The organism is Bacillus sp. DWP3-1 (assembly GCF_049896565.1).
Lineage (GTDB): Bacteria > Bacillota > Bacilli > Bacillales > Bacillaceae > Bacillus.
Genome location: NZ_JAFCUN010000002.1, coordinates 18492 through 41126 on the forward strand (window position 1 = coordinate 18492; position 22635 = coordinate 41126).

The window sequence follows — 22635 nt, forward strand, 5'->3', positions numbered from 1 at the left end:
GTGCGATTTATTTAGGGTTAGGACGTTGGTTTGGTTCAGCATCCTGTGGTGAATCGATTTTATGCTTATATTCATAAGCCTTCGATGTTGTCCACAGTGATAAAAAGACAACGATTGAGATAATGATAAAGCTGATAATCCCAAGTAACAGCATCTAACTCCCTCCTTATTTCCATATTAACATATATTTCATGCAGTCAAAATAGAAGAAATTCATGGCAGGTTTCAGTATAATAGGAAAAGGGTATTCTCATACTATAAACGCAATTACATAAGGAGGAATGAACATGTCTGAAAAATTATTAAACGTCGTCAATAAACAAGTAGCTGATTGGACTGTGCTTTACGTGAAATTACATAACTATCATTGGTACGTAAAGGGAAAAGACTTCTTTACACTCCATGAGAAATTTGAGGAACTTTATACAGAAACAGCGACATACATTGATGATTTGGCTGAGCGTATGCTTGCGTTAAATGGACAGCCTGTTGCGACAATGAAAGAATGCTTAGAAATTTCTAGCATTCAAGAAGCTGAAGGCAATGAATCAGCGGAGCAAATGGTGAAAAATCTATATGATGATTTCTCCAATATCGCAGAGGAATTAAAGCAAGGAATGGAGCTGGCTGGAGAAGTTGGCGATGAAACAACAGGTGATATGCTGCTTGCGATACATCAATCTATTGAGAAACACAACTGGATGCTTAAAGCATTTTTAGGATAATACGAATGTGAAAGGAATGTCGATCATAAGATCGGCATTCTTTTTTGATGGATTTGTGACAGACAGCCCATTGAAATCATAGGGCTTTCAGCCGAAGAGAAAAGAGAAGGGAGGGGAGAAGATGTCTTCCATTGCAGGAATGATGAGTCAACAAGTCGCGAGCATTCAAAGAACACTCAATATTAGTTTGTTGAATTCACAGCTTGCTACGAATACAGCACAAGCTATGGTCATGCTGGATCAAGTTCAGCAGCAGCCTCAAGCTGTTCAGCCAAAGGATTCAGACGCTCGCTTTATTGATGTCAGAGTCTAAGAATGGAAGCCGCCGCACAAGGCGGCTTTTTTTCTTGTCATCACTCTGTCTGATTTAAAAGACGACGCCTTTATTTTTTGTCGTCCAAGCTATTGCGTGGATCCGGCATATACTATTGAGGTAAGGAGTTCCACTTTGAAAGGATGTTGATGCCATGTGAGCAAGGATTTAGGCATCTTTTCGTTGTTTACAGTCAGTTTGTCAGCGATGGGCTTTCTGTTTGGTGGAGCAGGATATTTACTGATGATATTAGTGACACTGATGGCCATCGAATTAATTTGTTCAAGCCTAAGAGAATCTTTGACTGGGCAGCTCACAATGAAACGTTTTTTTACACGGCTTGTTCGAAAGATTGTGACGGTCTCCTTAATATCGATGGCGCATTTCTTCGATGTCATGCTGAAGACAAATGGGATGATTAAGGATTTAGCGATCATCTTTTATATTATTTATGAATCTTACCAAATCGTCTCGACAGCCAATGCCCTCGGAATTCCCATTCCACAGTTGTTTATTGATGTGTTGGACATGTTGAAAAATAAATTACGCAAAAAGCCGTAATTTCTTCATATCTGGTCATACTAAAGGAAAAAGGATGAATCAGATGGCGAGACACACATATTATGTATCTGTACAGGATGGGTCGATATCGCAGCATAGAGATGCGGCGGCTTGGCAATTTCAAATAGAAGCAGATGATGATCAAATTTTGCAGCTGAGAGACTATTTCGATGAACAATATATGACAGATTGGAAAGGCTTCTTTCGAGCGCATGTTCCGTTTCTAGAATATCATTATGACAGTCCGAATGATGAAATGGATCGAAAAAGACAAGAGATTTACTCAATGATTTATGAGCTCGGGAATGAAGAGACAAAGAACTTTATTGAAACAAATGGATTAATGAATTGAAAAAGCATGTAGAGATTTTCTACATGCTTTATTTTCGCGGTTGTAAGATGCCTCCGATCAGGTCACTAAGCCCGCCTTTATTCTCTTGCTGTGATGTCTGTGAATTAGTGAAATCATGAGAAGAGCTCTGGCTTTGAGGCTTGTAGCGGTTATCATCTAAACCAACCCGTAAGCCAGATGTGCGCTCAGATGGCTGGATAATGACAATTTGGTCTTGTTCTTGAAACTCAAATAAGTAGGATTCACCAGATGTTTGTCCAATGAAGGTTTTCCAGTTCACATCTAATTTGACCTTCGGTGCTTTGCCTGTCCAAGCGACAATGGCGTCAGGATCTACACGGCAGGGGGCTTTTAAAATGAGCGGGTTTCCATTCGTTTTAATGGCGACCTGCGCTCCGTGGCCTTGATAGGAGAGCTTTGATGTAAACAGTCCTTTCTGTGATAAAATACCAACGCCTACTGGTGTCACGCCGTAATGACACTCCTCAGTAAAGGCAAGTAGATCTTCACTTTCTACACTTACATGCTGCCAAGGACCGCTCGGCTCAAGATTAATCACTGTCACGTGCTCGCTGGAATCAGCTAAATAACAAGTACCTTGTCCACTCACTTCCATCACCTCAAGGTTTTCACCTGTCAATTTTCTGCTGATGTGGTTAAATACTTGACTGACCATATTTCCTTTATTTGTCCCGAGTAGTCGTTTGCGGTATTGAAACGTTCCTTGATCGGCAATCATTGCGCCTTTTTTCGCAAAAAAGATTCCGCTGCCTTCTGCTTGTAAAGTGAGTTCTTCTATCGTGTTGAAATGAAATCCCATTGGTGCCGGCTCCTTTCCTGCGTCAAGATGTGAATCCGTAGATGCGGCATAAGTCATTTAAATCTAGCGTAGTTCCTTGCCCAGTCGCGATAATTTCCCATTCGTCCTCATCTCTTATGAGTTCAGCGCAAATGATGGAGGTACAATACGAATAATCTTCTGTTAATTGAAAGGTACAAATCTCTTGTTGCGAGATTTGATCAGTAAGATGCACGTAGGCGTTGGTCACTTGTCCAAAATGATGCTTGCGCTCGTGTGCATCATGTATTGTGGCTGTTACGACGATTTTATGAATATCAGGTGAGACTCTGCTTAATTGCATAATGATCATTTCATTGTCTCGATACCCGCCGCCAAATTGATGATCACCAAGATGACGAACAGCCCCGTCTAAGCTTTGCTGCTGATGATAATAGATCAGATGGCTTGGAGACAACAGCTTGTCCTCTTCATTTAAGAGAAACACTTGCGTATCTAAATCAATTGGCTGGCCAGCCAGATCCCAGCCAAGCCCGATATGAATTTGGTCAATATTTGGATTGTCTTTTGTTAAATCTAGCTTTTGTCCTTTGATGAGGTGTTTCTTGATCACCTCATGAGGTGCGTCTTCTTTCTCATTTTTCCTGAGCGGAAGCGCTTGATCTTTCTTTTGTTTTGACCCATTTGTTATACTCATGCTGTTTTCCTCCTCGTCGTGATAGGACAAACCCTTATTGATTTACGTCATCAAGGGATAAAAGGTTTCATGATTAAAATTGGATGAAGTTGGAGATGATAAAAAGGTTTTAGCAACAATAACCTCATTTTAAATACAGACGAGATGAAACCACTCGTTTGTTTCACTTTTGATAAAAATTCTTCAGAGAAATGTGATCTGTGGTATGATGTTTTACAAGAAGCAAGGACAGGATATGAGGGATTTCACATGCATGTATTTAAAGACTATTATCATAATACGGTCAAGCTCTCCTTTGAAGAGAAGCCTTTTTCAAGTCATCCAAAGCATGTTTGGGCCATCTGCCGCTACCAGGGAAAATGGCTGCTCACTGAACATGAGGATCGGGGCTATGAGTTTCCAGGAGGGAAAGTTGAGCCAAATGAAGAAGCAGACCAAGCCGCTATACGTGAGATTCAAGAAGAGACGGGTGCTGTTGTTCGTGAATTAACGTATATTGGCCAATATCAGGTGCTAGGCAGAGAAAAGGTCATCGTAAAGAATATTTATTTCGCTGATATTGAAAGGCTAGTGAAGCAGGACACGTATTTTGAAACGAAAGGACCTGTTCTTTTCGCAGACTTGCCAAGATCTATCGCAAAAAATAAGAATTTCAGTTTTATTATGAAAGATGATGTGCTAAGACAAAGTCTTGCTTATTTAGAAAAGAACGGTTTGATTCGTTAAAAAAAGCGCAGGGAGACCATCCCTGTGCTTTTTTTATTTTTGGAGAAAACGGCGTTCGAGCCATTCCACAAGCTGGTACATGATGGTAGCAAACACAGCAATAATGAAAAGACTTAAGAACACGAGTGTAAAGTTGAAGACTTGAAAGCCGTAAATAATCATGTAGCCGAGCCCTTTTGAGGATACAAGAAATTCCCCTACAATGACCCCAACCCAAGAAAGACCGACATTGACTTTGATGGCAGAAATCATCGTTGGAATACTGGCTGGCAACATGACCTCACGAAAGACGACGCCTTTTTTCGCGCCAAAGGTTTTCATCACCTTTAAATAATTCTCATCGACCTCTTGAAAGGCAGTGTAAATGACGATCGTTGTAATAATCACACTAATGATCGCACCCATCGCGACGATGCTGATCATGCCAGGACCAAGGGCAACAATTAAAATGGGGGCGAGGGCAACTTTCGGCATGGCATTTAAAATGACTAAATAAGGATCAAGAACGTTTGCTAATCGGGTGGACCACCATAAGGCGGCAGCGAGCAAAATGCCGCAAAAGGTACCAAGTAGAAAACCGAGCACCGTTTCAAATAACGTAATACTCATATGATTTACTAAAGAACCATCTGATATTTTTTGCACAAATAATTGGCAGACCGCAGATGGTGAACTGAAAATCAGCGGATCGATGAGCCTGAAATGACTGGCAAGCTCCCAAAGCGAAAAGAAGCTGGCGAATATGATGAACTGATAGATACGTGTGATACGTTTTTCCATTCGGTATTTTTTGCGATAGGCTTCATGTAAAAGGTCACTGTGTTTCAACTGTTTTCAGCTCCTTCCAAATCGTTTGAAAGAGCTCTTGGAAACGCGGGGTCTGTCTCGCTTCGAAAGGAGAGAGAGCCCTTATATCGTCTGGTACGGTAAAGATTCGCTGGATAGAGCCTGGATGCTTTGAGAATAAGAAAATGCGGTCACTCATCGCAATGGCTTCGCCGATGTCATGTGTCACAAGGACTGCTGTTTTTTGATAGTTTTTTAATGTGTGAAAGACGAGATCTTCTAATGTCAGTTTGGTTTGGTAGTCTAGCGCTGAAAATGGCTCATCTAGTAAAAGCAGACCGGGATCAACTGCAAGCGTTCGGGCGAGAGCCGCACGCTGCCTCATTCCGCCAGACAGCTCCTTAGGATATTTTTCCTCTACTTCATGCAGTCCAAACTTTGGCAGTAAATCAAGGGCAGCTGAGGTGGCCTCATGTGAATCTTGTTTCGCAATTTTTAACCCGAGAATCACATTTTCCTTGATGGTTTTCCAAGGAAACAAATAATCTTGCTGGAGCATATAGCCGATTTGATGCTCCTTTTGATTTGGTTCTTTTCCTTCGATTAAAATTCGACCTTCAGAGGGCGGCGTAATGCCTGCGATGATAGACAGCAAGGTGGTTTTTCCGCAGCCGCTGGGACCAATAAATGAGATGAATTCACCTTGGTCTATCTCCATATTGATGTGCTGTATAGCCGTTGTTTTTTCTTTTAAAGAGAAGTACGTGTGGGTCACATGGTCAATTTGAAGGAAAGACATGTGCTACCTCCTATTCTATTTGTGATCTGTGACCTTCTTTGCAATGGATGAATCGACAAGTTGTTTGTACGGGATAAATTCCGGCAATTCACCGCTCTCCTTCATGATTTCCTGCAATTTGTTCCATTCCTCTTCATTCAGAAGGGGATCTGTTGCATAGGAATCTTGCTGTTTGTAGCGTTTGATGGCAGTTGATAAGACATCAAGATCTGTATCAGGAAAATGAGATTGAATGGCCTTTGCGATCTCCTCAGGCTGCTTGGCTTCTACCCATTTCTGCGCTTTGTAAATGGCTCGGGTGAAGGCTTCAGCTGTCTCTTTGTTTTCCTCTAAGTAACTCTTCTTTGCCATGAAGGTAGTATATGGCACTTTGCCAGAAGCTTCTCCAAAGGAGGCGGTAATGTACCCTTTACCTTCTTTTTCAAGTAAGGAAGCGGTCGGTTCGAATAACTGCACAAAATCGCCAGTTCCAGAGGAGAACGCACCTGAAATGTTGGCAAAATCAATATTTTGAATCATGCGAAGATCCTTTTTTAAATCAATGCCTTCCTTTTTCAAGACATATTCACCGACCATTTGCGGCATGCCGCCTTTCCGCTGTCCTAAGAAGTCTTTCCCTTTTAATTGATCCCAAGAGAATTGGTTTATTTCCTCCCTTGAAACAAGAAATGTGCCGTCTGTTTGTGTCAGCTGTGCAAAGTTCATGACAGAGTCCTTTGTGTCTTGAGCCTCTACATAGATAGAGGATTCAGACCCGGTCAGGGCGATATCAGCACCGCTTGATAAGAGAGCTGTCATCGTTTTATCACCGCCCCAAGTGGTTTTCAGTTCAACCTCCAAGCCTTCTTCTTTGAAGAAATCCTCTGATAAGGCGACATATAGCGGAGCATAAAAGACCGAATGGGTCACCTCGGCTACTTGTACGGTCTGCTCTTGTTCTTTTTTACAGGCGACAAATGGAATAAAGAGCAGGACCACGACGATGAATGCCAGTCTGACTTTGATGGAACGATTCAAGAGTAATTCGCCTCCTTTGTTCTAGATCACTATTAAAGTATGTGAAAAGGGATTTTTGGTGAGTGCCTAGATGAAAATAAGAAGCGCATTGTTTATTTATAGAACGCGTCTTTTTTTCTATACTAGGGGAATGAATGCTTTCTTGAATTTGGCAGAAATAAAGGAGCGGTTTCGTGTATAAAGCGAGTTGGGTATTTGTTGGATGGTATTTAGTAGGTCTTATCTTAATGGTCTTTTTTGAAGTGCCAGCATGGCTTCAGTTTGCAAACGGAATCTTTCTTGTACTGTATGCCTGCTGCGTCATAGAGATTGGGCGACATATTTATGGCTCATGGGGGCTTGTGATCAAAAGGGCAGCCATTGTTGGGGTGCTTACATTTACGGTCGAGTGGGTAGGTATCACAACGGGGTTTCCATTCGGGGCCTATGACTATTATCCGACATTAGGTTTTCTAGTGGCAGGGGTGCCCTTAACCATTGCGTTTGCATGGGTTGGCGTGTTTTTAAACAGCCTTTTTTTATCCAGTCAGCAGTCAAAGTGTAGACGAGCCGTCGAAACGGGGATATGGATTGTCTTGCTTGACCTCATATTAGATCCAGTAGCAGCTGAGCGGAAGTTTTGGGTGTGGTATGACGGCGGTGGGTTTTATGGTATTCCTTTTGAGAATTTTATGAGCTGGGGTATGATTGGAGCAGGACTTTCATTTCTTTTCCCGCTTGTTTCAATTGATCAAAAGGCATTCAGCTGGACGAGCCGTATTTATCAGGCGATGGTGTTCTTTTTTGGTCTTTTGGCATTAGAGGGCGGACTCGATGTCATTTTTTATTTAGCACTGATCATTGTCATTTTGTGTGAAGGAAGGGTTCGATTTGAAAGAAAGCGACAAAAGCCGATCGTTTAGACGTATATTTTTACTTTATCTTGAGCGGTATTTACTCCATAAGCATTTCCGCTGTGTGATGATGAAAGGCTCGGTGGACCCGAAGGAGAAGCTGCCTGTTCTTTATCTCGCCAATCATAGCTCATGGTGGGATGGACTGATCATTTTTCTTTTAACAGAAAAAGCGTCTGAACTTGATCACTACATGATGATGGAAGAGAAGCAGCTGAAGCAATATGCTTTTTTCCGTAAGCTTGGAGCGTTTCCGGTTCATAAAGAGAACCTGAAAAGTGTCAAACAAGCATTGATGACAGCAAGAGAGAACATGCAGGCTGGCGGGGCTGTATGGCTTTTTCCACAGGGGAAAATTATGCATCAGGATATGCGGCCGCTTGAACTGGAAGGAGGGGCTTCTTTTTTAGTGAAGCAATTTGAGAAGGTCGTGGTGAAGCCTGTGACCTTGCAGTATACATTTAATCAATTTCAAAAGCCGACAGTTTCTGTTGTGTTCGGCGAAGATGCCTTAGTATCTGGCGGGGCACTACGAAGCAAGGACGTGACGCGTATGCTTGGAGATCTGCTTGAAACGCAGTTAAACCGACATCAAGCGCAGGTCATCGCTGATCCTGATCTTTCATTAAACGAAGAATTTAAACAGATGACAAGGACAAGTCAGTCAACAAGTGATGCGTTTGATTCTTTTAAAAAGTGGGTGAAAACATGGCGCTCTTCTTAACCGTGATCAGTGTGTTGCTGCTTTGTCAGTTTATGTTCACCATATGGAATATGAAGCAGTTTCCCGTGATAAAGTCCGCTTCTTTTTCGCCAGATGAACCCATTTCGTTATCGATACTGATTCCGGCTAGAAATGAGGAGAAGCGGATAGAAGCCTGTCTTCAGTCGATCGTTGATCAACGTCTTTATCCGAAAGAGCTCATTGTTCTTGATGATCATTCGACAGATCAGACAAGAGCGATTGTGGAGCGCTTTGCAGAAGCGTATCCGTGGATTCGTGTCCAGTCAGGCCAAGCGTTAAAGCAAGGCTGGCTAGGTAAATCATTTGCCTGTTCTCAGCTCGCTGAGGCAGCAGCTTCTGATTGGCTGCTATTTTTAGATGCGGATGTCCGGTTAAAAAGAGGGGCAATTGAAGCAGTGTATCAGCAGGTATGCACGCAAAATACGGGCATGCTGTCAGGCTTCCCAGAACAAAAAACAGGTACATTCTTTGAGCATCTTGTGGTTCCCATGATGATGTTTACCATAGGCTGTCATCTGCCAGTGAAGTGGGTAAGGAATTCAAGGAACCCCGCTTTTGCCGCAGCACATGGAGGCTTTATTGCCATTGAAAAGAATTGCTATCACGACATCGGCGGGCATGAAGCGATTAAGAATTCGCTAGTGGATGATATGGCCTTGGCTAGACGAGTGAAGGAAAAAGGCTTTCCGTTCACACTTGCAAGCATTCATCCATTTGTGTATATGAGAATGTATGAGAGTGGACAAGAGGTTTGGGAAGGCTACCGGAAAAATTTGTTCCCAGGTGTCAATCGAAGCATTGCTTTATTAAGCAGTGTCTTTTGTTTATACACCCTGCTTTATTTGGCTCCTGTCATTTGTTTGATGATGGCATTGCTGCAGCTTGATGTGCTCAGTATATGCATAGCCATTCTTTGCTATGGGATGGGTGTGTCGATCAAAGCGGCAATTGATATCGAGAACGGGAGAACATCTGCAATGGCCTTTTTATTGCCGGTCAGCATTTTAAGTTTGATCGCCATTGGCCTTGCTTCTATGAAAATCGCGCTGAAAAAAGAAGGGTATGAATGGAAAGGGAGAAGGTACGAATGAAAAAAGTGATCATCATCGGCGGCGGGCTTGGCGGATTATCAGCAGCGATCCGCTTGCAGTCACGAGGGGTTCAGGTCACCATATTAGAAAAAGAAGCGGCTTTAGGCGGGAAATTGCAGCGCCATCAGGGAGCTGGCTACTCTTTTGATCTAGGACCGAGTACCATTACAATGAAGTCATACTTTGAGGAAGTGTTTGCTTCCTGTCATAGACGGATGGAGGATTACGTCACATTTTATCCGATTTCTCCCCTGACCAAAAACGTTTTTTCAGATGGACATACGGTCGAATTTACGCCCAATATTGAGCAAATGGAATCTCAAATTGCAGCATTCAGTCCTGAAGATGCGAAGCAATACCGTGCATTTTTACAGGAATCAAAGATGCTTTTTCAAAAGGCTGAGGAGCAGTTTTTAAATCGTTTGTTATTGACGTGGAAGGATAAGGCGGATGTAAAGCTCATGAAAGCACTTCTCTCAGTCAAACCGTTTACATCCGTTCAACGCCTGCTGCGTCAATATTTCCGTCATCCGCATACATTGGCGATGTTTGGACGGTATGCTACATACATCGGCTCTTCTCCCTATGAGGCACCGGCTATTTTTAATATGATGGCGTATTTAGAAGGGGAGAAAGGGATTTATGGAATAAAGGGCGGTACATATCGTTTAGTTGAAGCATTTGAGACTTTGGCAAAGGAATTAGGCGTGCAGATTCACCTCAATGAACAAGTCAACAAGATTCATGTGAAGGACCGGCGAATCAAAGGAGTAGAGACGGCTCAGCAGATGTATGAAGCAGATCAAGTCATTGCAGGGGCGGACGCGCTGACTGTCTACCGCTATCTCATAGATGAAAAAAACCGCCCGAGCTTTTTAAATCAAAAGCTGGCTAATATTGAACCGTCATTATCTGGCTTTGTTCTCTTATTAGGTGTACCTAAAGTCTATGAACAGCTGTCCCATCACAATGTGTTTTTCCCAGAGAATTATGAGCAAGAATTCAAAGATATTTTTCAGAAAAAACAACTGCCTCAGGATCCAACGCTTTACATATGTTATTCAGGTCATTCAGAACCAGCTTTAAGCGGAGGACAGGGAAGAAGCAACCTTTTTGTACTGACGAATGCGCCTTATGTGACAAAAGAGCAAGATTGGGGCATGCTAAAGGAGACGTATCGGCAGCATTTGAAAACAAAATTAAAGGAAAAGGGTCTCTTTGATATGGATAAGGTTGCCGAATATGAAGCGGTTCAAACTCCGCTTGATCTGCAGCAGAAAACAGGAGCATATCATGGCGCCATTTATGGCATGTCTTCCAACTCGTTCAAGCAGGCGTTCTTCCGAATCAATAATCAGTCAAAGGACATTGAAGGGCTTTGGTTTGTTGGAGGAACAACTCATCCAGGCGGCGGCACGCCGATGGTGACAAAATCAGGCCAGCTCGTCGCAGAAGCGATCATTTTAAGCACTTGACGTAAGAACAGATGAAAAGGAGAGAAATCAAGTGATTGTGGAAAAAAGAAGGTTTCCGTCCCCCCATCCGCATATTCACTTATTTACAGTGACCTATGAGGCAGATGGGCTTCGGATCAAAGGGCTGCTCGCTGAACCGGCCGGAGAAGGTTTCTATGACGGCTTTTTGTATTTACGAGGCGGCATTAAAAATGTGGGGATGGTGAGACCAGGCCGGATTGTGCAATTTGCAGCGCAGGGCTTTGTCGTATTTGCTCCCTTTTACCGAGGAAATCAGGGAGGCGAAGGGAACGAAGATTTTGCCGGTGAGGACCGGAAAGATGCTTTTGCTGCCTTTCAATTGTTAAAGCACCACAAAAAGGTGAAGCAGGATCGTATTCATATCTTTGGTTTTTCGCGCGGAGGGATAATGGGCATTTGGACCGCTGTTGAAATGAAACAAGAGGCGGCTTCCTTTGTGACATGGGGAGGCGTCAGTGATATGAAGCTCACCTACGAAGAGCGTGTGGATATGAGAAGAATGATGAAGCGTGTGATTGGCGGTCCCCCGCACAAGGTGCCAGAGGCCTATGAGGACAGAACGCCTTTAAATGATGTGGACAAAATTGAAGCGCCTGTTCTCATCATCCACGGAGAAGAGGATCAGAATGTATCGATTGAGCATGCGTATTTATTAGAAGATGCGCTGCGCCAGCACGGAAAGTCAGTGGAGACTTGGTATTTTCACGGATACAACCATTATTTCCCACCGCAGCATAATCGGGAAATTGTCAGAAGGCTGACGACATGGATGCACAGCCGGAAAAGCGGAAATGTGGTAAAATAAGCAGTATAACGAAATTTAGAAAGTAGGGGGATTTTCAATATGGGAATGCCTGTTGAATTTAATACAATGATTGTCACGAAGGGAAAAGAGACAAGAATTGAAGAAAATGTATTTGAGCTCATGAAGGAAGGGTACCGCATTTATCCATTAAATATTCCGCTTGAGGTGCGTAAAACGAAAGACGGAGAAAAAACAGGGACAGCACACGTTGAAAAGCTGGAGCTTACAGACAATGTCACAAAAGTGACTTACCGTCTTGTGTCCCTGCATTCAACGAACTAACAAAAAAAGCTGAGGGAATGATTCCCCTCAGCTTTTGTCATTTGATTATACGCGTGGTCCGCCTTTGGCTTCAATGTCACTTGCTGCGTGGCTGAATTTTTGGAAGTTCTTTTTAAATTCATTGGCAAGGAAGTGTGCTTTTTCTTGATAAGCCTCTTGGTCATCCCATGTTTTAGAAGGTTGAAGCACTTCATCTGGTACGCCAGGAATATGAAGCGGGATGTGTAATCCAAAGATGTCATCAGTGATCATTTCGGCGTTGTCGAGGTCACCTTCGATCGCTGCCTGCACCATTGCTCTAGTATGCGCTAGATTCATGCGTTTGCCTGTACCATAGCCTCCGCCAGTCCAGCCTGTATTCACAAGGAATACTTTTGCGCCGTGCTCATCAATTTTTTTGCCAAGCATTTCAGCATAGACGTGAGCTGGAAGCGGCAAGAACGGTGAACCGAAGCAAGTAGAGAATGTCGTTTCTGGTGATGTGACACCACGCTCAGTTCCTGCTAATTTACTTGTGTAACCGCTCAAGAAATGGTACATCGCCTGTTCCTTTGTTAAACGGCTGATTGGAGGTAAAACGCCAAATGCATCAGCTGTTAAGAAGACAATGGCAGAAGGATGTCCTGCGATACTTGGCTTCACGATGTTATCAATCATTTCGATTGGGTAAGCAGCGCGTGTGTTTTCAGTGAAGAATGTGTCATCATAATCCGCTTCACGTGTTTCTTCATCAAGCACAACATTTTCAAGAACTGATCCGAAGCTGATGGCTTTGTAGATTTGCGGTTCTTTTTCTTCGCTTAAGTTCACACATTTCGCATAGCATCCGCCCTCAATATTGAAGACTCCTGAGCCAGACCAGCCGTGTTCATCGTCACCGATCAGCTTGCGGCTTGCGCTTGCAGAAAGCGTCGTTTTCCCAGTACCTGAAAGGCCGAAGAATAATGCGACATCGCCTTCTTGACCGACGTTTGCTGAGCAGTGCATGGATAAAATATCTTGCTCAGGAAGCAGGTAATTCATGACAGAGAAAATGGACTTTTTCATCTCTCCTGCATATTCTGTACCACCGATCAGAATGGTGCGTTTTTCAAAAGAAACGATAATAAACGTTTCAGAGTTTGTGCCATCTGTTTCAGGATCTGCTTTAAAGTGCGGTGCAGATAAGATGGTGAACGGTTTTTCGTTTGAAGAAGGTGTGGATCCGTCAGGTCTGATGAACAGCTGCTTTGCAAAGAGATTGTGCCATGCAAATTCGTTTACCACTGTAATTGGCATACGGTATCTTTCATCAGCGCCGGCAAATCCTTCAAAGACGAATAGTTCATCACGTTCTTTTAAGTATGACACAACCTTTGTATATAAACGGTCAAATGCTTCTTTAGAGATCGGCTGGTTGACTTGACCCCAATCAATTTTATGTTCAGAGCTTTCTTCTTTGACGATAAATTTATCTTTAGGCGAACGTCCTGTGTAGGCACCAGTTGTAGCGCGGACAGCTCCTGTTGATGTTAAGACGCCTTCATCACGTGCCAAAATCTTTTCAACAAGTTTCGGAACAGATAAATTTTGGTGCGTATTTTCTAATGAGAACAATGACTGCAAATCTTCTTTTAAATCCACTGAGTTCATAAAAAAACCCTTCCTTTACCGTTGAATTTGTTTGTTTCGATTAGTATAACACATTGATAATAATAGTCTATACTATTTAAATATTTTTGTGTGTGTTTTTTCATTTCTGCTATGAAAATATGCTTTTTGGTGATGCTAAGGGTGAGGTAAAAAAAGAGGGGAGATAATTCTGATGAAGCATTGACATGATGCAAGGGTTTGAGATAAGATATCTTATTGAACGGATACTCTTATCCCGAGTTGGTGGAGGGACAGGCCCGATGAAGCCCAGCAACCGGTTTCTTGTGAAAAAGGCATGAATATGCTGAGAAACCAAGGTGCTAACCTGATGCAAGGTACAAGAACACCTTGAGCGATAAGAGTGAAAGGCATGCGATCTCAGACCCTTTCCTCGCAATGAAGGAAATGGTTTTTTTATTTTTGGGATATCATATGAACAAATTGCCAATAACATCTCTAATAGAAACGTTTTCAAATATAAGAGGGAACGAGTTCCGTATCATATTGGAGGCCTCATCTTGGGATGATGTGGTCTTGTACAGGAGGAAATAGCCATTATGAGTCAAAATCGTCGTTTATTTACTTCAGAATCAGTAACAGAAGGACATCCGGATAAAATCTGTGATCAAATTTCAGACAGCATTTTGGATGAAATTTTAAAGAAAGATCCAAATGCACGTGTTGCCTGTGAAACTTCTGTTACAACGGGTCTCGTATTAGTAAGCGGAGAAATTACAACGTCTACTTATGTCGATATTCCAAAGACGGTGCGTGACACGATTAAGGAAATTGGCTACACACGAGCGAAATATGGTTTTGATGCGGAAACATGTGCAGTGCTCACATCCATTGATGAACAGTCTGCTGATATTGCGCAAGGTGTAGACAAAGCGCTTGAAGCACGTGAAGGAACAATGACTGAAGAAGAACTTGATGCGATCGGTGCAGGTGACCAAGGATTGATGTTTGGTTTTGCCAACAACGAAACCGAAGAGCTTATGCCGCTGCCGATTTCACTAGCGCATAAATTATCTCTCCGTTTAACTGAAGTGCGCAAGGATCAAACACTTGCCTATCTTCGTCCAGACGGAAAAACACAAGTAACAGTAGAATATGATGAGCAAAATAAACCTGTTCGTATTGACACAGTGGTTATTTCTACGCAGCATGCACCAGAAGTGACGCTTGAACAAATTCAAAGCGACTTAAAAGAGCATGTCATCCGCCCTGTGGTTCCAAGCGAACTCATTGACGAAGAGACAAAATACTTTATTAACCCAACAGGCCGTTTCGTCATCGGCGGACCTCAAGGAGATGCTGGTTTAACTGGACGTAAAATCATCGTTGATACGTATGGCGGGTACGCTCGTCATGGCGGCGGTGCTTTCTCTGGGAAGGACGCAACAAAGGTTGACCGTTCTGCGGCATACGCCGCTCGTTACGTAGCGAAAAACATTGTAGCTGCCGGTCTTGCAGATTCTTGTGAAGTACAACTTGCTTATGCAATTGGTGTTGCGCAGCCTGTATCGATTTCAATTGATACATTCGGAACAGGAAAAGCTTCTGAAGAAAAATTAATTGAAGTGGTTCGTGCGAACTTTGATCTTCGTCCAGCTGGCATTATTAAAATGCTTGACCTGCGTCGTCCGATCTATAAACAAACAGCTGCATACGGACATTTCGGCCGTCATGATTTAGATCTTCCGTGGGAAAAAACGGATAAAGCCGATACACTTCGTAAAGAAGCATTAGGACAATAACAACATAGAAAACCGCTTATTTTAAGCGGTTTTCCTTTTGATTAAAAAAAATTCTACAAAAAGTGAAAAAATGTGAAACAAAATCGGACAAAATACTGTCTAATTATAGGTCTACTTTTAAGAAATAACATAACGTGGAGGCAATAATATGTGTGGGTTTGTTGGTGTATTTAATCACCGTCCATTGTCCGAAACTACTGAGCAGGAAGAGTTAATTAAACAAATGAATCGTCTCATCGTTCACCGTGGTCCCGATGATGAGGGTTACTTTCATGACGAGCATGTAGGATTTGGATTTAGACGTTTAAGTATTATAGATGTTGAGCACGGAAAGCAGCCGCTTTCTTATGAAGATGAAAAGTATTGGATTATTTTCAACGGAGAAATTTATAACTATGTGGAGCTGAAGGAAGAGCTTGTGAAAAAGGGCTATACGTTCAGCACAGATTCTGATACGGAAGTACTGCTTGCCACATACCGTCATTATAAAGAAGAGGCGGCTTCTAAACTTCGCGGCATGTTTGCATTTTTAATTTGGGATAAAGAAGCGCAGCAATTATATGGCGCGAGAGATCCTTTTGGCATCAAACCGCTTTATTTTACACAAATGGATGAGCAAGTGTACTTTGCGTCTGAACGCAAAAGCTTAATGGCTGTGAACGAGAACATTTTATTTGATGAGACTTCATTGCAGCAGTACATGTCGTTCCAGTTCGTTCCTGAGCCAAATACACTTGATCAAAAGGTGCACAAAGTTGAGCCTGGTCATCAGTTTATTTTACGCCCAGGACAGGAGATCGAATTTAAGACATACTGGAAGGTTCAATTCAAGCCTGAACAAACACAAGAACAGAAATTAATAGAAGAAGTACGCGATGCAATCTATGATTCTGTGAAAGTTCACATGAGAAGTGATGTACCTGTTGGTTCATTCCTATCAGGTGGTATTGATTCTTCCTTCATCGTGTCTGTCGCAAAGGAATTACACCCTGAGCTGAAGACATTCTCTGTTGGCTTCCAGCAGGATGGCTTTAGTGAAGTCGATGTCGCGAAGGAAACAGCTGATAAGCTAGGCTTACAAAACTTCAGTGCCGTTATTTCTCCAGAGGAATATATGAACGAGCTTCCGAAGATTGTCTGGCATTTAGACGATCCTTTAGCTGATCCGGCGGCGATTCCATTGTATTTTGTGGCAAAAGAAGCGAAGAAACAAGTGACGGTTGTTCTTTCAGGTGAGGGAGCGGACGAGCTGTTCGGCGGATATAATATTTACCGTGAGCCTCTTTCTCTTAAACCATTTGAATCTGTACCATCTATGCTGAAAAAGCTTCTTCTTCGTCTGGCGCGATTAATGCCAGAAGGAATGAAAGGGAAGAGCTTTATCGTTCGCGGCTGTACGCCATTAGAGGAACGTTATATCGGTAATGCGAAAATCTTTGAAGAGCCAGTGAAGAAAAATCTCTTAAAACATTATGATCCAAGCATCACGTATCGTGACGTAACGAAGACATACTTCGAGGAAAGCGCAGGCTACAGTGATATTAACAAAATGCAATATGTTGATATTCATACGTGGATGCGCGGAGACATCTTACTGAAAGCAGACAAGATGACGATGGCGAATTCTCTTGAGCTTCGTGTTCCATTCCTTGATAAGGTCGTTTTTGAAGCGGCTTCTAAAATTCCAGAAGAGCTGAAAACAAAAGATGGCACAACGAAATATTTATTGCGTAAAGCAGCAGAGGGCATTGTGCCTGACCATGTGTTAAACCGTAAAAAGCTTGGTTTCCCTGTGCCAATTCGTCATTGGCTGAAAAATGAGATGAATGCTTGGGCGAAAGACATCATCAAAAACAGTCAAACAGATGAATACATTAACAAGCAATATGTGCTTGATTTATTAAATGAGCATTGTGCTGGCAAAGCAGATCATAGCCGTAAGATTTGGACCGTCCTCATCTTTATGATTTGGCACAACATTTATGTGGAGCGCAGCATTGATCCAGAGCAGTTGAATCATCAACCGAAAGAAGTCATCTTTAGTTAATGAAAAAAGGTTTTCAGCTTTGTGCTGAAAACCTTTTTTGTCATGATAGAAAGCAGTGGAAAAGGGTAAAATAACAAGCGGTTCATAGTTATTGCTTAATATCCTGAAAAAAACATGATAAAGTGAAGATACACGTATGATGTTAACGGGATAAAAGGGAACGATAGTATTGTCCTTTTTCTACATATTCTCTACGGATTCTGTCCATGTCTTGGATATCTTCATTTGTTAACTGACGGACGACCTTGGCTGGACGGCCAAAAGCGAGTGATCCTTTTGGAATAACCTTTCCTTGAGGGACAAGACTACCTGCACCGATAAAGGCACCTTCGCCAATTTCTGCACCATCGAGAATGATGGACCCCATACCAATGAGGGCATTTTTTCGAATGATTGAGCTATGTAATGTGACTTGGTGTCCAATGGTAGCACCATCTTCTATAAGAAGTGTTTTTCCAGGACTTTGATGCAGACAGGATAAATCTTGAATATTGACGTTTTTTCCAATTCTCACAGGAGCGACATCGCCTCTGATGACGGTTTGAAACCACACGCTCGAATATTCTCCAATCGTGACATCACCAGTAATGGTGACGTTATCTGCGACAAAGACCGATTCATGAATCTCAGGTGTAAACTGATGATATGGATAAATCACTTTTTCGACTTCCTTTCTTAATACAACATTTGTGAGGTGTTTACTTTGTGGACTTGGCATGCTGAAAGACCAGTTGGTACAATTGTAATTGTACATGGTGCGAGTGAATATCACGGCCGATATAAATGGCTGATCGAAATGTGGCGAAATGCAGGCTATCACGTCGTTATGGGTGACCTCCCTGGGCAAGGGACATCGACACGTGCGCGCGGCCACATTCGCTCGTTTCAGGAATACATTGATACAATAGATGAATGGATCGAACATGCGAAATCATTCAGGCTTCCTACTTTTTTACTTGGACACAGTATGGGTGGACTCATTTCAATTGAGTGGATCAAGCAGTATACCCATACGAAGATTGATGGCCTTATTTTATCATCACCTTGTTTAGGTCTGCAATTTAAACCGAAGAAGCTAATGGATTTTGCATCAAAAGGTCTAAATGTGCTGGCACCGTCCTTTAAAGTCGAGTCAGGGCTGTCGATTGAACTAGCCACACGGAATCAGGCTGTGATTGAGGCAGACTCAAATGATTCTCTTTACGTAACAAAGGTGTCGGTTCGCTGGTACCGAGAGCTGATCAAAAATATTGATGCGGCCATGCAGCCAACGAATGTCTTTAAATCGATTCCGCTCCTTTTAATGCAGGCGGGCGATGATAAGATCGTGGATAAAACGAGGGTGATCAAATGGTTCAATGGCATTGAATCAACCAATAAATCATACCGTGAATGGGAAGAACTGTATCACGAAATTTTTAATGAACCGGAAAGAGAAGATGTGTTTAAGGCAGCAAGAGCCTTTACAGATCAATATATTTGATGGTGAGCTTTAAGTTGGGGGTGGATTGATTTGTCAGTACCAGAGCGTCCTTTTGCACTGATGACAAAGGTGTATAAAGATATTTTTCCGCTTGTTCATCAGGAGCTGAAAAAGTGGCGGGCTCATGCAGAAATGATTGAAAATGAAGAACTGCGAACGCAGGCACTAGCGAGCATATCCAGTAAAACCTTTCACTGTGAAGGCGGAGGCATTTTATCTCTTCTAGCAGGTGAGGCGAAAGAAACGTGTATTGAATTCATTGTGGCGTATCAAACCATCAGTGATTACTTAGATAACCTATGTGACCGCAGCACGTCGCTGGATCCAAAAGATTTTCATATGCTGCATCAAGCGATGAGAGATGCGCTTGATATTCATGCTGAGCTCAAGCCTTACTATCAATTCCGTGATGATCAAGAGGATCATGGGTATTTACATGCGCTTGTCCGCACATGTCAAGACGTGCTTACGCGCCTTGAGCATTATCCAATCATTCAGCCATATTTACACACGCTGTGTGATTACTACAGTGATTTGCAAGTACATAAACACGTCGTTCCTCATGAGCGGGTCCCGCGGCTAGAATCGTGGTTTCGCCAGTATGAAAAGGATTTGCCTAAGATGGAATGGTATGAATTTTCAGCTTGTGCAGGATCAACGTTAGGGATTTTCTGTCTTGTGGCGTATGCGCTGCAGCCGGATTTTACAGAAAAGCAGGCGAAGCAAATTTACGAAAGCTATTTCCCTTATATCCAAGGTCTGCACATTTTACTTGATTATTTAATTGACCAAGAAGAAGACCGGCTTGGGGGAGATCTGAACTTTTGCTCCTACTATGCTTCTCATCATGAGATGATGGATAGACTTCAGCATTTTATTGAAAAAGCGGATGAGCAGCTGAAAGGCATTCCGCACGAAAACTTTCACAAATTGATTAACAGAGGGTTACTGGCAGTCTATTTGTCCGATGAAAAAGTGACAGCCCAAAAAGAGATGAATAAGCTGGCAAAACGGCTGATCAAATCAAGCGGGAAAACATCATTCTTTTTCTATATCAACGGAAGAGCTTACCGGACCTATCAGAAAATGCCTTGGATGAAATCCTCATAAAAAAGCTCAAATCCATTAGGATTTGAGCTTCAGCGCGCAGACAAACCCTCGCATTCTTTGTCAGTCCTGTGCGCCGGTACTCACGAATGTCAAATTCGCTCCGTTCCGGTGCTCGTTCTTCCTAGACTGCAAAGGTTTTCTATCACGCTGAAAGAAGACAAAGGGCTAAAATAAAAATCATTTTAGCCCTTTGTCAATAATCTGAGCTCAGATCATTAGGATTTGAGCTTTTTTTCAATGGCGACCACAAAAGGCGGGTCGTTTTGAATATTCATGTATTGATATGATAAAACTTGTGCCTCTTCATGAGGAAGTGATCTGCAATAGTCAAGAAGTACTTCTTTTTCTCTTTTTCCTTCGGAGTGTCCATGGTAAATCACAAGGACGATCAGACCGCCGGGTTTAAGCCAGTCGAGGAGCTGCTCGATGGCTTCGATGGTTGTATGAGCCTGAGTGGTGACGGCTTTATCGCCTCCGGGCAGGTACCCAAGGTTAAACACCGCACCAGAAATATGTCCATAAACATCCTTTGGCAGGTGATGAGCCAGTTTTTCATGCCCATCGTGGATCAGATGAACGTAAGGATATCCCTCGCCAAGCCTTTTTCTCGTCTGCTGTAGGGCTTCCTCTTGTACGTCGAATGCGAAAACTTGTCCATCATGACCTACAAGATCAGCTAAATAGAGTGTATCATGGCCATTTCCCATCGTTGCATCAATGACGACATCGCCTTTTTGACAAGCCCGTTCTAACAGCTCTTTACTAAAAGGGAGCATGCGTTTCAAAATCATTTGGCTGCTTCTTCCAATCTGACGAAACGTTTGCCTTGGTAGCTGTTACGTCTTTCGAGCTCAGCATTAATGGCATTTAGTACTTCCCACTTGTTTACACTCCACATCGGACCAACCATTAATTCAATTGGGCCATCCCCTGTAATGCGGTGAATAATCATTTCTGGCGGCAGGATCTCCAGTTGATCACAAACAAGCTGAACATATTCTTCCTGGCTTAGAAACTCCAATTTGCCTTTTTCGTATTGCTTGACCATTGGGGTTCCTTTTAAAAGGTGAAGTAAATGAATTTTAATTCCTTGCACATCTAAATCTGCGACAGCTTTTGCTGTTTCCATCATCATGTCCCGGTTTTCTAGAGGCAGTCCGTTGATGATATGCGAGCAGACACGAATTCCGTGTTTTCGCAGTTTTTCTACACCTTCTACGTAGCATTCATAATCATGGGCACGGTTAATGAGCATCGCTGTACGTTCATGAACCGTTTGAAGACCAAGCTCTACCCAAAGATAAGTGCGCTCATTTAATTCGGCTAAATACTCCACCACGTCATCTGGCAGGCAGTCAGGTCTTGTCGCAATAGATAAACCAACCACTCCATCCAGATTCATGACGGTTTCAAATTTTTCTTTTAGAACAGGAAGCGGGGCGTGTGTGTTTGTATACGCTTGAAAATACGCCATATATTTTCCGTCTTTCCATTTTGTGTGCATCCGGTCTTTGATTTCGTTAAATTGAGTGATGAGATCATCAGCCCGGTTTCCTGCAAAATCACCAGACCCAGCTGCACTGCAAAATGTACAGCCTCCGTGGGCTACAGTACCATCACGGTTTGGGCAGTCAAAGCCGCCGTCTAAGGCCACTTTAAATACTTTATGACCAAAGTGCTCTCGCAAATGATAGTTCCATGTGTGATAGCGTTTTTCGCTGTTTGAATATAAAAAAGGGTTATGCTGATCCAAGTCAGTAACCTCCTTGCGTAATAATAGGCATCCTTAAAGTTTAACAAAAATCATGAAGGAGGACAATTGAATCTGTCCAACATTTTCTTTAGTGAAAAAGCTTTACGTGGGCAAAATAGGCGGGAGCAATGATGAAATGGAGGGAATGCAAGATGGCAACAAGGCAGTCGATCGATGAATTTATCCAAAAAAGTACTGAAACCCTTGAGTTTGCAAATGAGCAATTTGATTTGAACTTACGCCAAGAGCATTATAATGAGGACGAATTTTCTAAGGCGCAGCTTATGCTTGAAGATGCGGTGAACGAATTAGAAAAATTAAAAGATGTCGCCAATGATCAGCAAAGAGAGCGATTAGACAGGGCGCGTGTTCAAATTCAAAGCTTGCAAAATCAAATGATTTTAGGTATTTCTTACGACAACGAATGATGAACAGATCCTTTTTTTAAGGGTCTGTTTTTTATTTTTTAAAAGGCTATTGACTTTTTGGCTGAGTGTCTTTATTGTGTTAAGTGTACTACAACAACTAATACACTAAAGACACTTAAAAAGTGAAGAAAGGTGTTCAACCATGAAAAAAGAAAAAAAACCAATCAATTTGAAGTGGATGGTGCTGGCTGTTGCGTTAGCATGTACATTTTTTTTCGTTCTCGTTTTCATTGGTTTTGAAGTTCAAAAAGATTTGATACCTAATTCAATCCCTTTAATGCAAGGGCATGAACAAGCGATAGGACTGCAAAAGCATGAATGAGGAAAGAGGGAGC

General features: G+C 42.5%; 27 protein-coding genes and 1 riboswitch. Of the genes, 17 read left to right on the forward strand and 10 right to left on the reverse strand.

Annotated features, from left to right (window positions below):
- Positions 1 to 7: 7 nt before the first annotated feature.
- The gene (gene ytzI, locus ACP7A0_RS05515) at positions 8 to 154 is read right to left on the reverse strand and encodes a YtzI protein (RefSeq protein ID WP_034665318.1); all 147 of its coding nucleotides are present in this window, start codon (positions 152 to 154) and stop codon (positions 8 to 10) included.
- A gap of 133 nt (positions 155 to 287) precedes the next feature.
- On the opposite strand from ytzI, the gene ACP7A0_RS05520 reads away from it, so the two are divergent.
- The 4 genes from ACP7A0_RS05520 (at position 288) to ACP7A0_RS05535 (ending at position 1951) form a co-directional block, all read left to right on the forward strand.
- Positions 288 to 725 (forward strand): Dps family protein, encoded by a 438-nt coding sequence (locus ACP7A0_RS05520; protein WP_003217576.1) that lies wholly within the window; start codon positions 288 to 290, stop codon positions 723 to 725.
- 121 nt (positions 726 to 846) lie between these two features.
- Positions 847 to 1038, forward strand: a complete 192-nt coding sequence (locus ACP7A0_RS05525) for a hypothetical protein (protein WP_034665322.1) — start codon at positions 847 to 849, stop codon at positions 1036 to 1038.
- Between the two features lie 156 nt (positions 1039 to 1194).
- Positions 1195 to 1599 carry a phage holin family protein gene (locus ACP7A0_RS05530; RefSeq protein WP_060597096.1) on the forward strand — a complete coding sequence of 135 codons (405 nt, stop codon included), beginning with the start codon at positions 1195 to 1197 and terminating at the stop codon, positions 1597 to 1599.
- 43 nt (positions 1600 to 1642) lie between these two features.
- Positions 1643 to 1951, forward strand: a complete 309-nt coding sequence (locus ACP7A0_RS05535; RefSeq protein WP_034665329.1) for a hypothetical protein — start codon at positions 1643 to 1645, stop codon at positions 1949 to 1951.
- Positions 1952 to 1979: 28 nt separating this feature from the next.
- Here ACP7A0_RS05535 and ACP7A0_RS05540 read toward each other — a convergent pair whose 3' ends face one another.
- Together ACP7A0_RS05540 and ACP7A0_RS05545 are read right to left on the reverse strand one after the other, a co-directional pair.
- Positions 1980 to 2771: an AIM24 family protein gene (locus tag ACP7A0_RS05540; RefSeq protein WP_034665541.1), complete on the reverse strand. Its 792-nt coding sequence runs from the start codon at positions 2769 to 2771 to the stop codon at positions 1980 to 1982.
- A 22-nt stretch (positions 2772 to 2793) separates the two neighbouring features.
- Positions 2794 to 3447, reverse strand: a complete 654-nt coding sequence (locus ACP7A0_RS05545; RefSeq protein WP_106031920.1) for a TerD family protein — start codon at positions 3445 to 3447, stop codon at positions 2794 to 2796.
- Positions 3448 to 3696: 249 nt separating this feature from the next.
- Here ACP7A0_RS05545 and ytkD point away from each other — a divergent pair, with 249 nt between their 5' ends.
- Positions 3697 to 4173: an RNA deprotection pyrophosphohydrolase gene (gene ytkD / locus ACP7A0_RS05550; RefSeq protein ID WP_034665337.1), complete on the forward strand. Its 477-nt coding sequence runs from the start codon at positions 3697 to 3699 to the stop codon at positions 4171 to 4173.
- A 33-nt stretch (positions 4174 to 4206) separates the two neighbouring features.
- On the opposite strand, the gene ACP7A0_RS05555 is transcribed toward ytkD, so the two are convergent.
- The 3 genes from ACP7A0_RS05555 to ACP7A0_RS05565 are packed head-to-tail and all read right to left on the reverse strand — an operon-like array spanning position 4207 to position 6775.
- Positions 4207 to 4953: an ABC transporter permease gene (locus ACP7A0_RS05555; protein WP_370876318.1), complete on the reverse strand. Its 747-nt coding sequence runs from the start codon at positions 4951 to 4953 to the stop codon at positions 4207 to 4209.
- A gap of 34 nt (positions 4954 to 4987) precedes the next feature.
- Positions 4988 to 5758, reverse strand: a complete 771-nt coding sequence (locus ACP7A0_RS05560) for an ABC transporter ATP-binding protein (RefSeq protein ID WP_034665342.1) — start codon at positions 5756 to 5758, stop codon at positions 4988 to 4990.
- A gap of 15 nt (positions 5759 to 5773) precedes the next feature.
- Positions 5774 to 6775, reverse strand: coding sequence for an ABC transporter substrate-binding protein (locus tag ACP7A0_RS05565; protein WP_106031921.1), 1002 nt, complete (start codon positions 6773 to 6775; stop codon positions 5774 to 5776).
- A gap of 173 nt (positions 6776 to 6948) precedes the next feature.
- Here ACP7A0_RS05565 and ACP7A0_RS05570 point away from each other — a divergent pair, with 173 nt between their 5' ends.
- From ACP7A0_RS05570 to ACP7A0_RS05595, 6 genes are read left to right on the forward strand one after another with little or no spacing between them, the layout of a single operon-like run.
- On the forward strand, positions 6949 to 7677 hold the full coding sequence (locus ACP7A0_RS05570) for a carotenoid biosynthesis protein (protein WP_375566182.1): 729 nt from the start codon (positions 6949 to 6951) through the stop codon (positions 7675 to 7677).
- Positions 7646 to 8392, forward strand: coding sequence for a lysophospholipid acyltransferase family protein (locus tag ACP7A0_RS05575; RefSeq protein WP_375566181.1), 747 nt, complete (start codon positions 7646 to 7648; stop codon positions 8390 to 8392). The genes ACP7A0_RS05570 and ACP7A0_RS05575 overlap by 32 nt, the downstream gene beginning before the upstream one ends.
- Complete coding sequence (locus tag ACP7A0_RS05580) at positions 8377 to 9504, forward strand: glycosyltransferase (RefSeq protein ID WP_106156478.1); 1128 nt, start codon at positions 8377 to 8379, stop codon at positions 9502 to 9504. The genes ACP7A0_RS05575 and ACP7A0_RS05580 overlap by 16 nt, the downstream gene beginning before the upstream one ends.
- Positions 9501 to 10979, forward strand: a complete 1479-nt coding sequence (locus ACP7A0_RS05585; protein ID WP_426004506.1) for a phytoene desaturase family protein — start codon at positions 9501 to 9503, stop codon at positions 10977 to 10979. Before ACP7A0_RS05580 ends, ACP7A0_RS05585 begins: the two co-directional genes overlap by 4 nt.
- Before the next feature lie 31 nt (positions 10980 to 11010).
- Positions 11011 to 11805, forward strand: coding sequence for an alpha/beta hydrolase family protein (locus ACP7A0_RS05590; RefSeq protein WP_060597060.1), 795 nt, complete (start codon positions 11011 to 11013; stop codon positions 11803 to 11805).
- 39 nt (positions 11806 to 11844) lie between these two features.
- Complete coding sequence (locus tag ACP7A0_RS05595; protein ID WP_003217584.1) at positions 11845 to 12087, forward strand: DUF2584 domain-containing protein; 243 nt, start codon at positions 11845 to 11847, stop codon at positions 12085 to 12087.
- A gap of 45 nt (positions 12088 to 12132) precedes the next feature.
- On the opposite strand, the gene pckA is transcribed toward ACP7A0_RS05595, so the two are convergent.
- The gene (gene pckA / locus ACP7A0_RS05600; protein ID WP_060597059.1) at positions 12133 to 13719 is read right to left on the reverse strand and encodes a phosphoenolpyruvate carboxykinase (ATP); all 1587 of its coding nucleotides are present in this window, start codon (positions 13717 to 13719) and stop codon (positions 12133 to 12135) included.
- Between the two features lie 227 nt (positions 13720 to 13946).
- A riboswitch (SAM riboswitch) is annotated at positions 13947 to 14081 on the forward strand.
- A 195-nt stretch (positions 14082 to 14276) separates the two neighbouring features.
- Here pckA and metK point away from each other — a divergent pair.
- Complete coding sequence (gene metK, locus ACP7A0_RS05605; RefSeq protein WP_066030513.1) at positions 14277 to 15479, forward strand: methionine adenosyltransferase; 1203 nt, start codon at positions 14277 to 14279, stop codon at positions 15477 to 15479.
- 148 nt (positions 15480 to 15627) lie between these two features.
- The gene (asnB, locus tag ACP7A0_RS05610; protein ID WP_375566176.1) at positions 15628 to 17526 is read left to right on the forward strand and encodes an asparagine synthase (glutamine-hydrolyzing); all 1899 of its coding nucleotides are present in this window, start codon (positions 15628 to 15630) and stop codon (positions 17524 to 17526) included.
- 142 nt (positions 17527 to 17668) lie between these two features.
- Here asnB and ACP7A0_RS05615 read toward each other — a convergent pair whose 3' ends face one another.
- Positions 17669 to 18184, reverse strand: a complete 516-nt coding sequence (locus ACP7A0_RS05615; protein WP_375566174.1) for a gamma carbonic anhydrase family protein — start codon at positions 18182 to 18184, stop codon at positions 17669 to 17671.
- Between the two features lie 45 nt (positions 18185 to 18229).
- On the opposite strand from ACP7A0_RS05615, the gene ACP7A0_RS05620 reads away from it, so the two are divergent.
- Entirely contained in the window at positions 18230 to 19009 is a 780-nt protein-coding gene (locus ACP7A0_RS05620) for an alpha/beta hydrolase (protein ID WP_034665364.1), read from the forward strand.
- A gap of 30 nt (positions 19010 to 19039) precedes the next feature.
- Positions 19040 to 20119, forward strand: coding sequence for a tetraprenyl-beta-curcumene synthase family protein (locus ACP7A0_RS05625; protein WP_060597057.1), 1080 nt, complete (start codon positions 19040 to 19042; stop codon positions 20117 to 20119).
- Between the two features lie 215 nt (positions 20120 to 20334).
- Here the strand turns inward: ACP7A0_RS05625 and ACP7A0_RS05630 are convergent, their stop codons facing one another.
- Positions 20335 to 20910, reverse strand: a complete 576-nt coding sequence (locus tag ACP7A0_RS05630) for a class I SAM-dependent methyltransferase (RefSeq protein ID WP_426004511.1) — start codon at positions 20908 to 20910, stop codon at positions 20335 to 20337.
- Positions 20907 to 21872, reverse strand: a complete 966-nt coding sequence (locus tag ACP7A0_RS05635; RefSeq protein WP_003217704.1) for a TIGR01212 family radical SAM protein — start codon at positions 21870 to 21872, stop codon at positions 20907 to 20909. Before ACP7A0_RS05635 ends, ACP7A0_RS05630 begins: the two co-directional genes overlap by 4 nt.
- A gap of 152 nt (positions 21873 to 22024) precedes the next feature.
- Between ACP7A0_RS05635 and ACP7A0_RS05640 the strand changes: the two genes are divergently transcribed.
- Together ACP7A0_RS05640 and ACP7A0_RS05645 are read left to right on the forward strand one after the other, a co-directional pair.
- Positions 22025 to 22300, forward strand: a complete 276-nt coding sequence (locus ACP7A0_RS05640; RefSeq protein ID WP_034665376.1) for a YtzC family protein — start codon at positions 22025 to 22027, stop codon at positions 22298 to 22300.
- Between the two features lie 142 nt (positions 22301 to 22442).
- Positions 22443 to 22622, forward strand: a complete 180-nt coding sequence (locus ACP7A0_RS05645; protein ID WP_034665379.1) for a hypothetical protein — start codon at positions 22443 to 22445, stop codon at positions 22620 to 22622.
- The last annotated feature ends 13 nt before the right edge of the window (positions 22623 to 22635 follow it).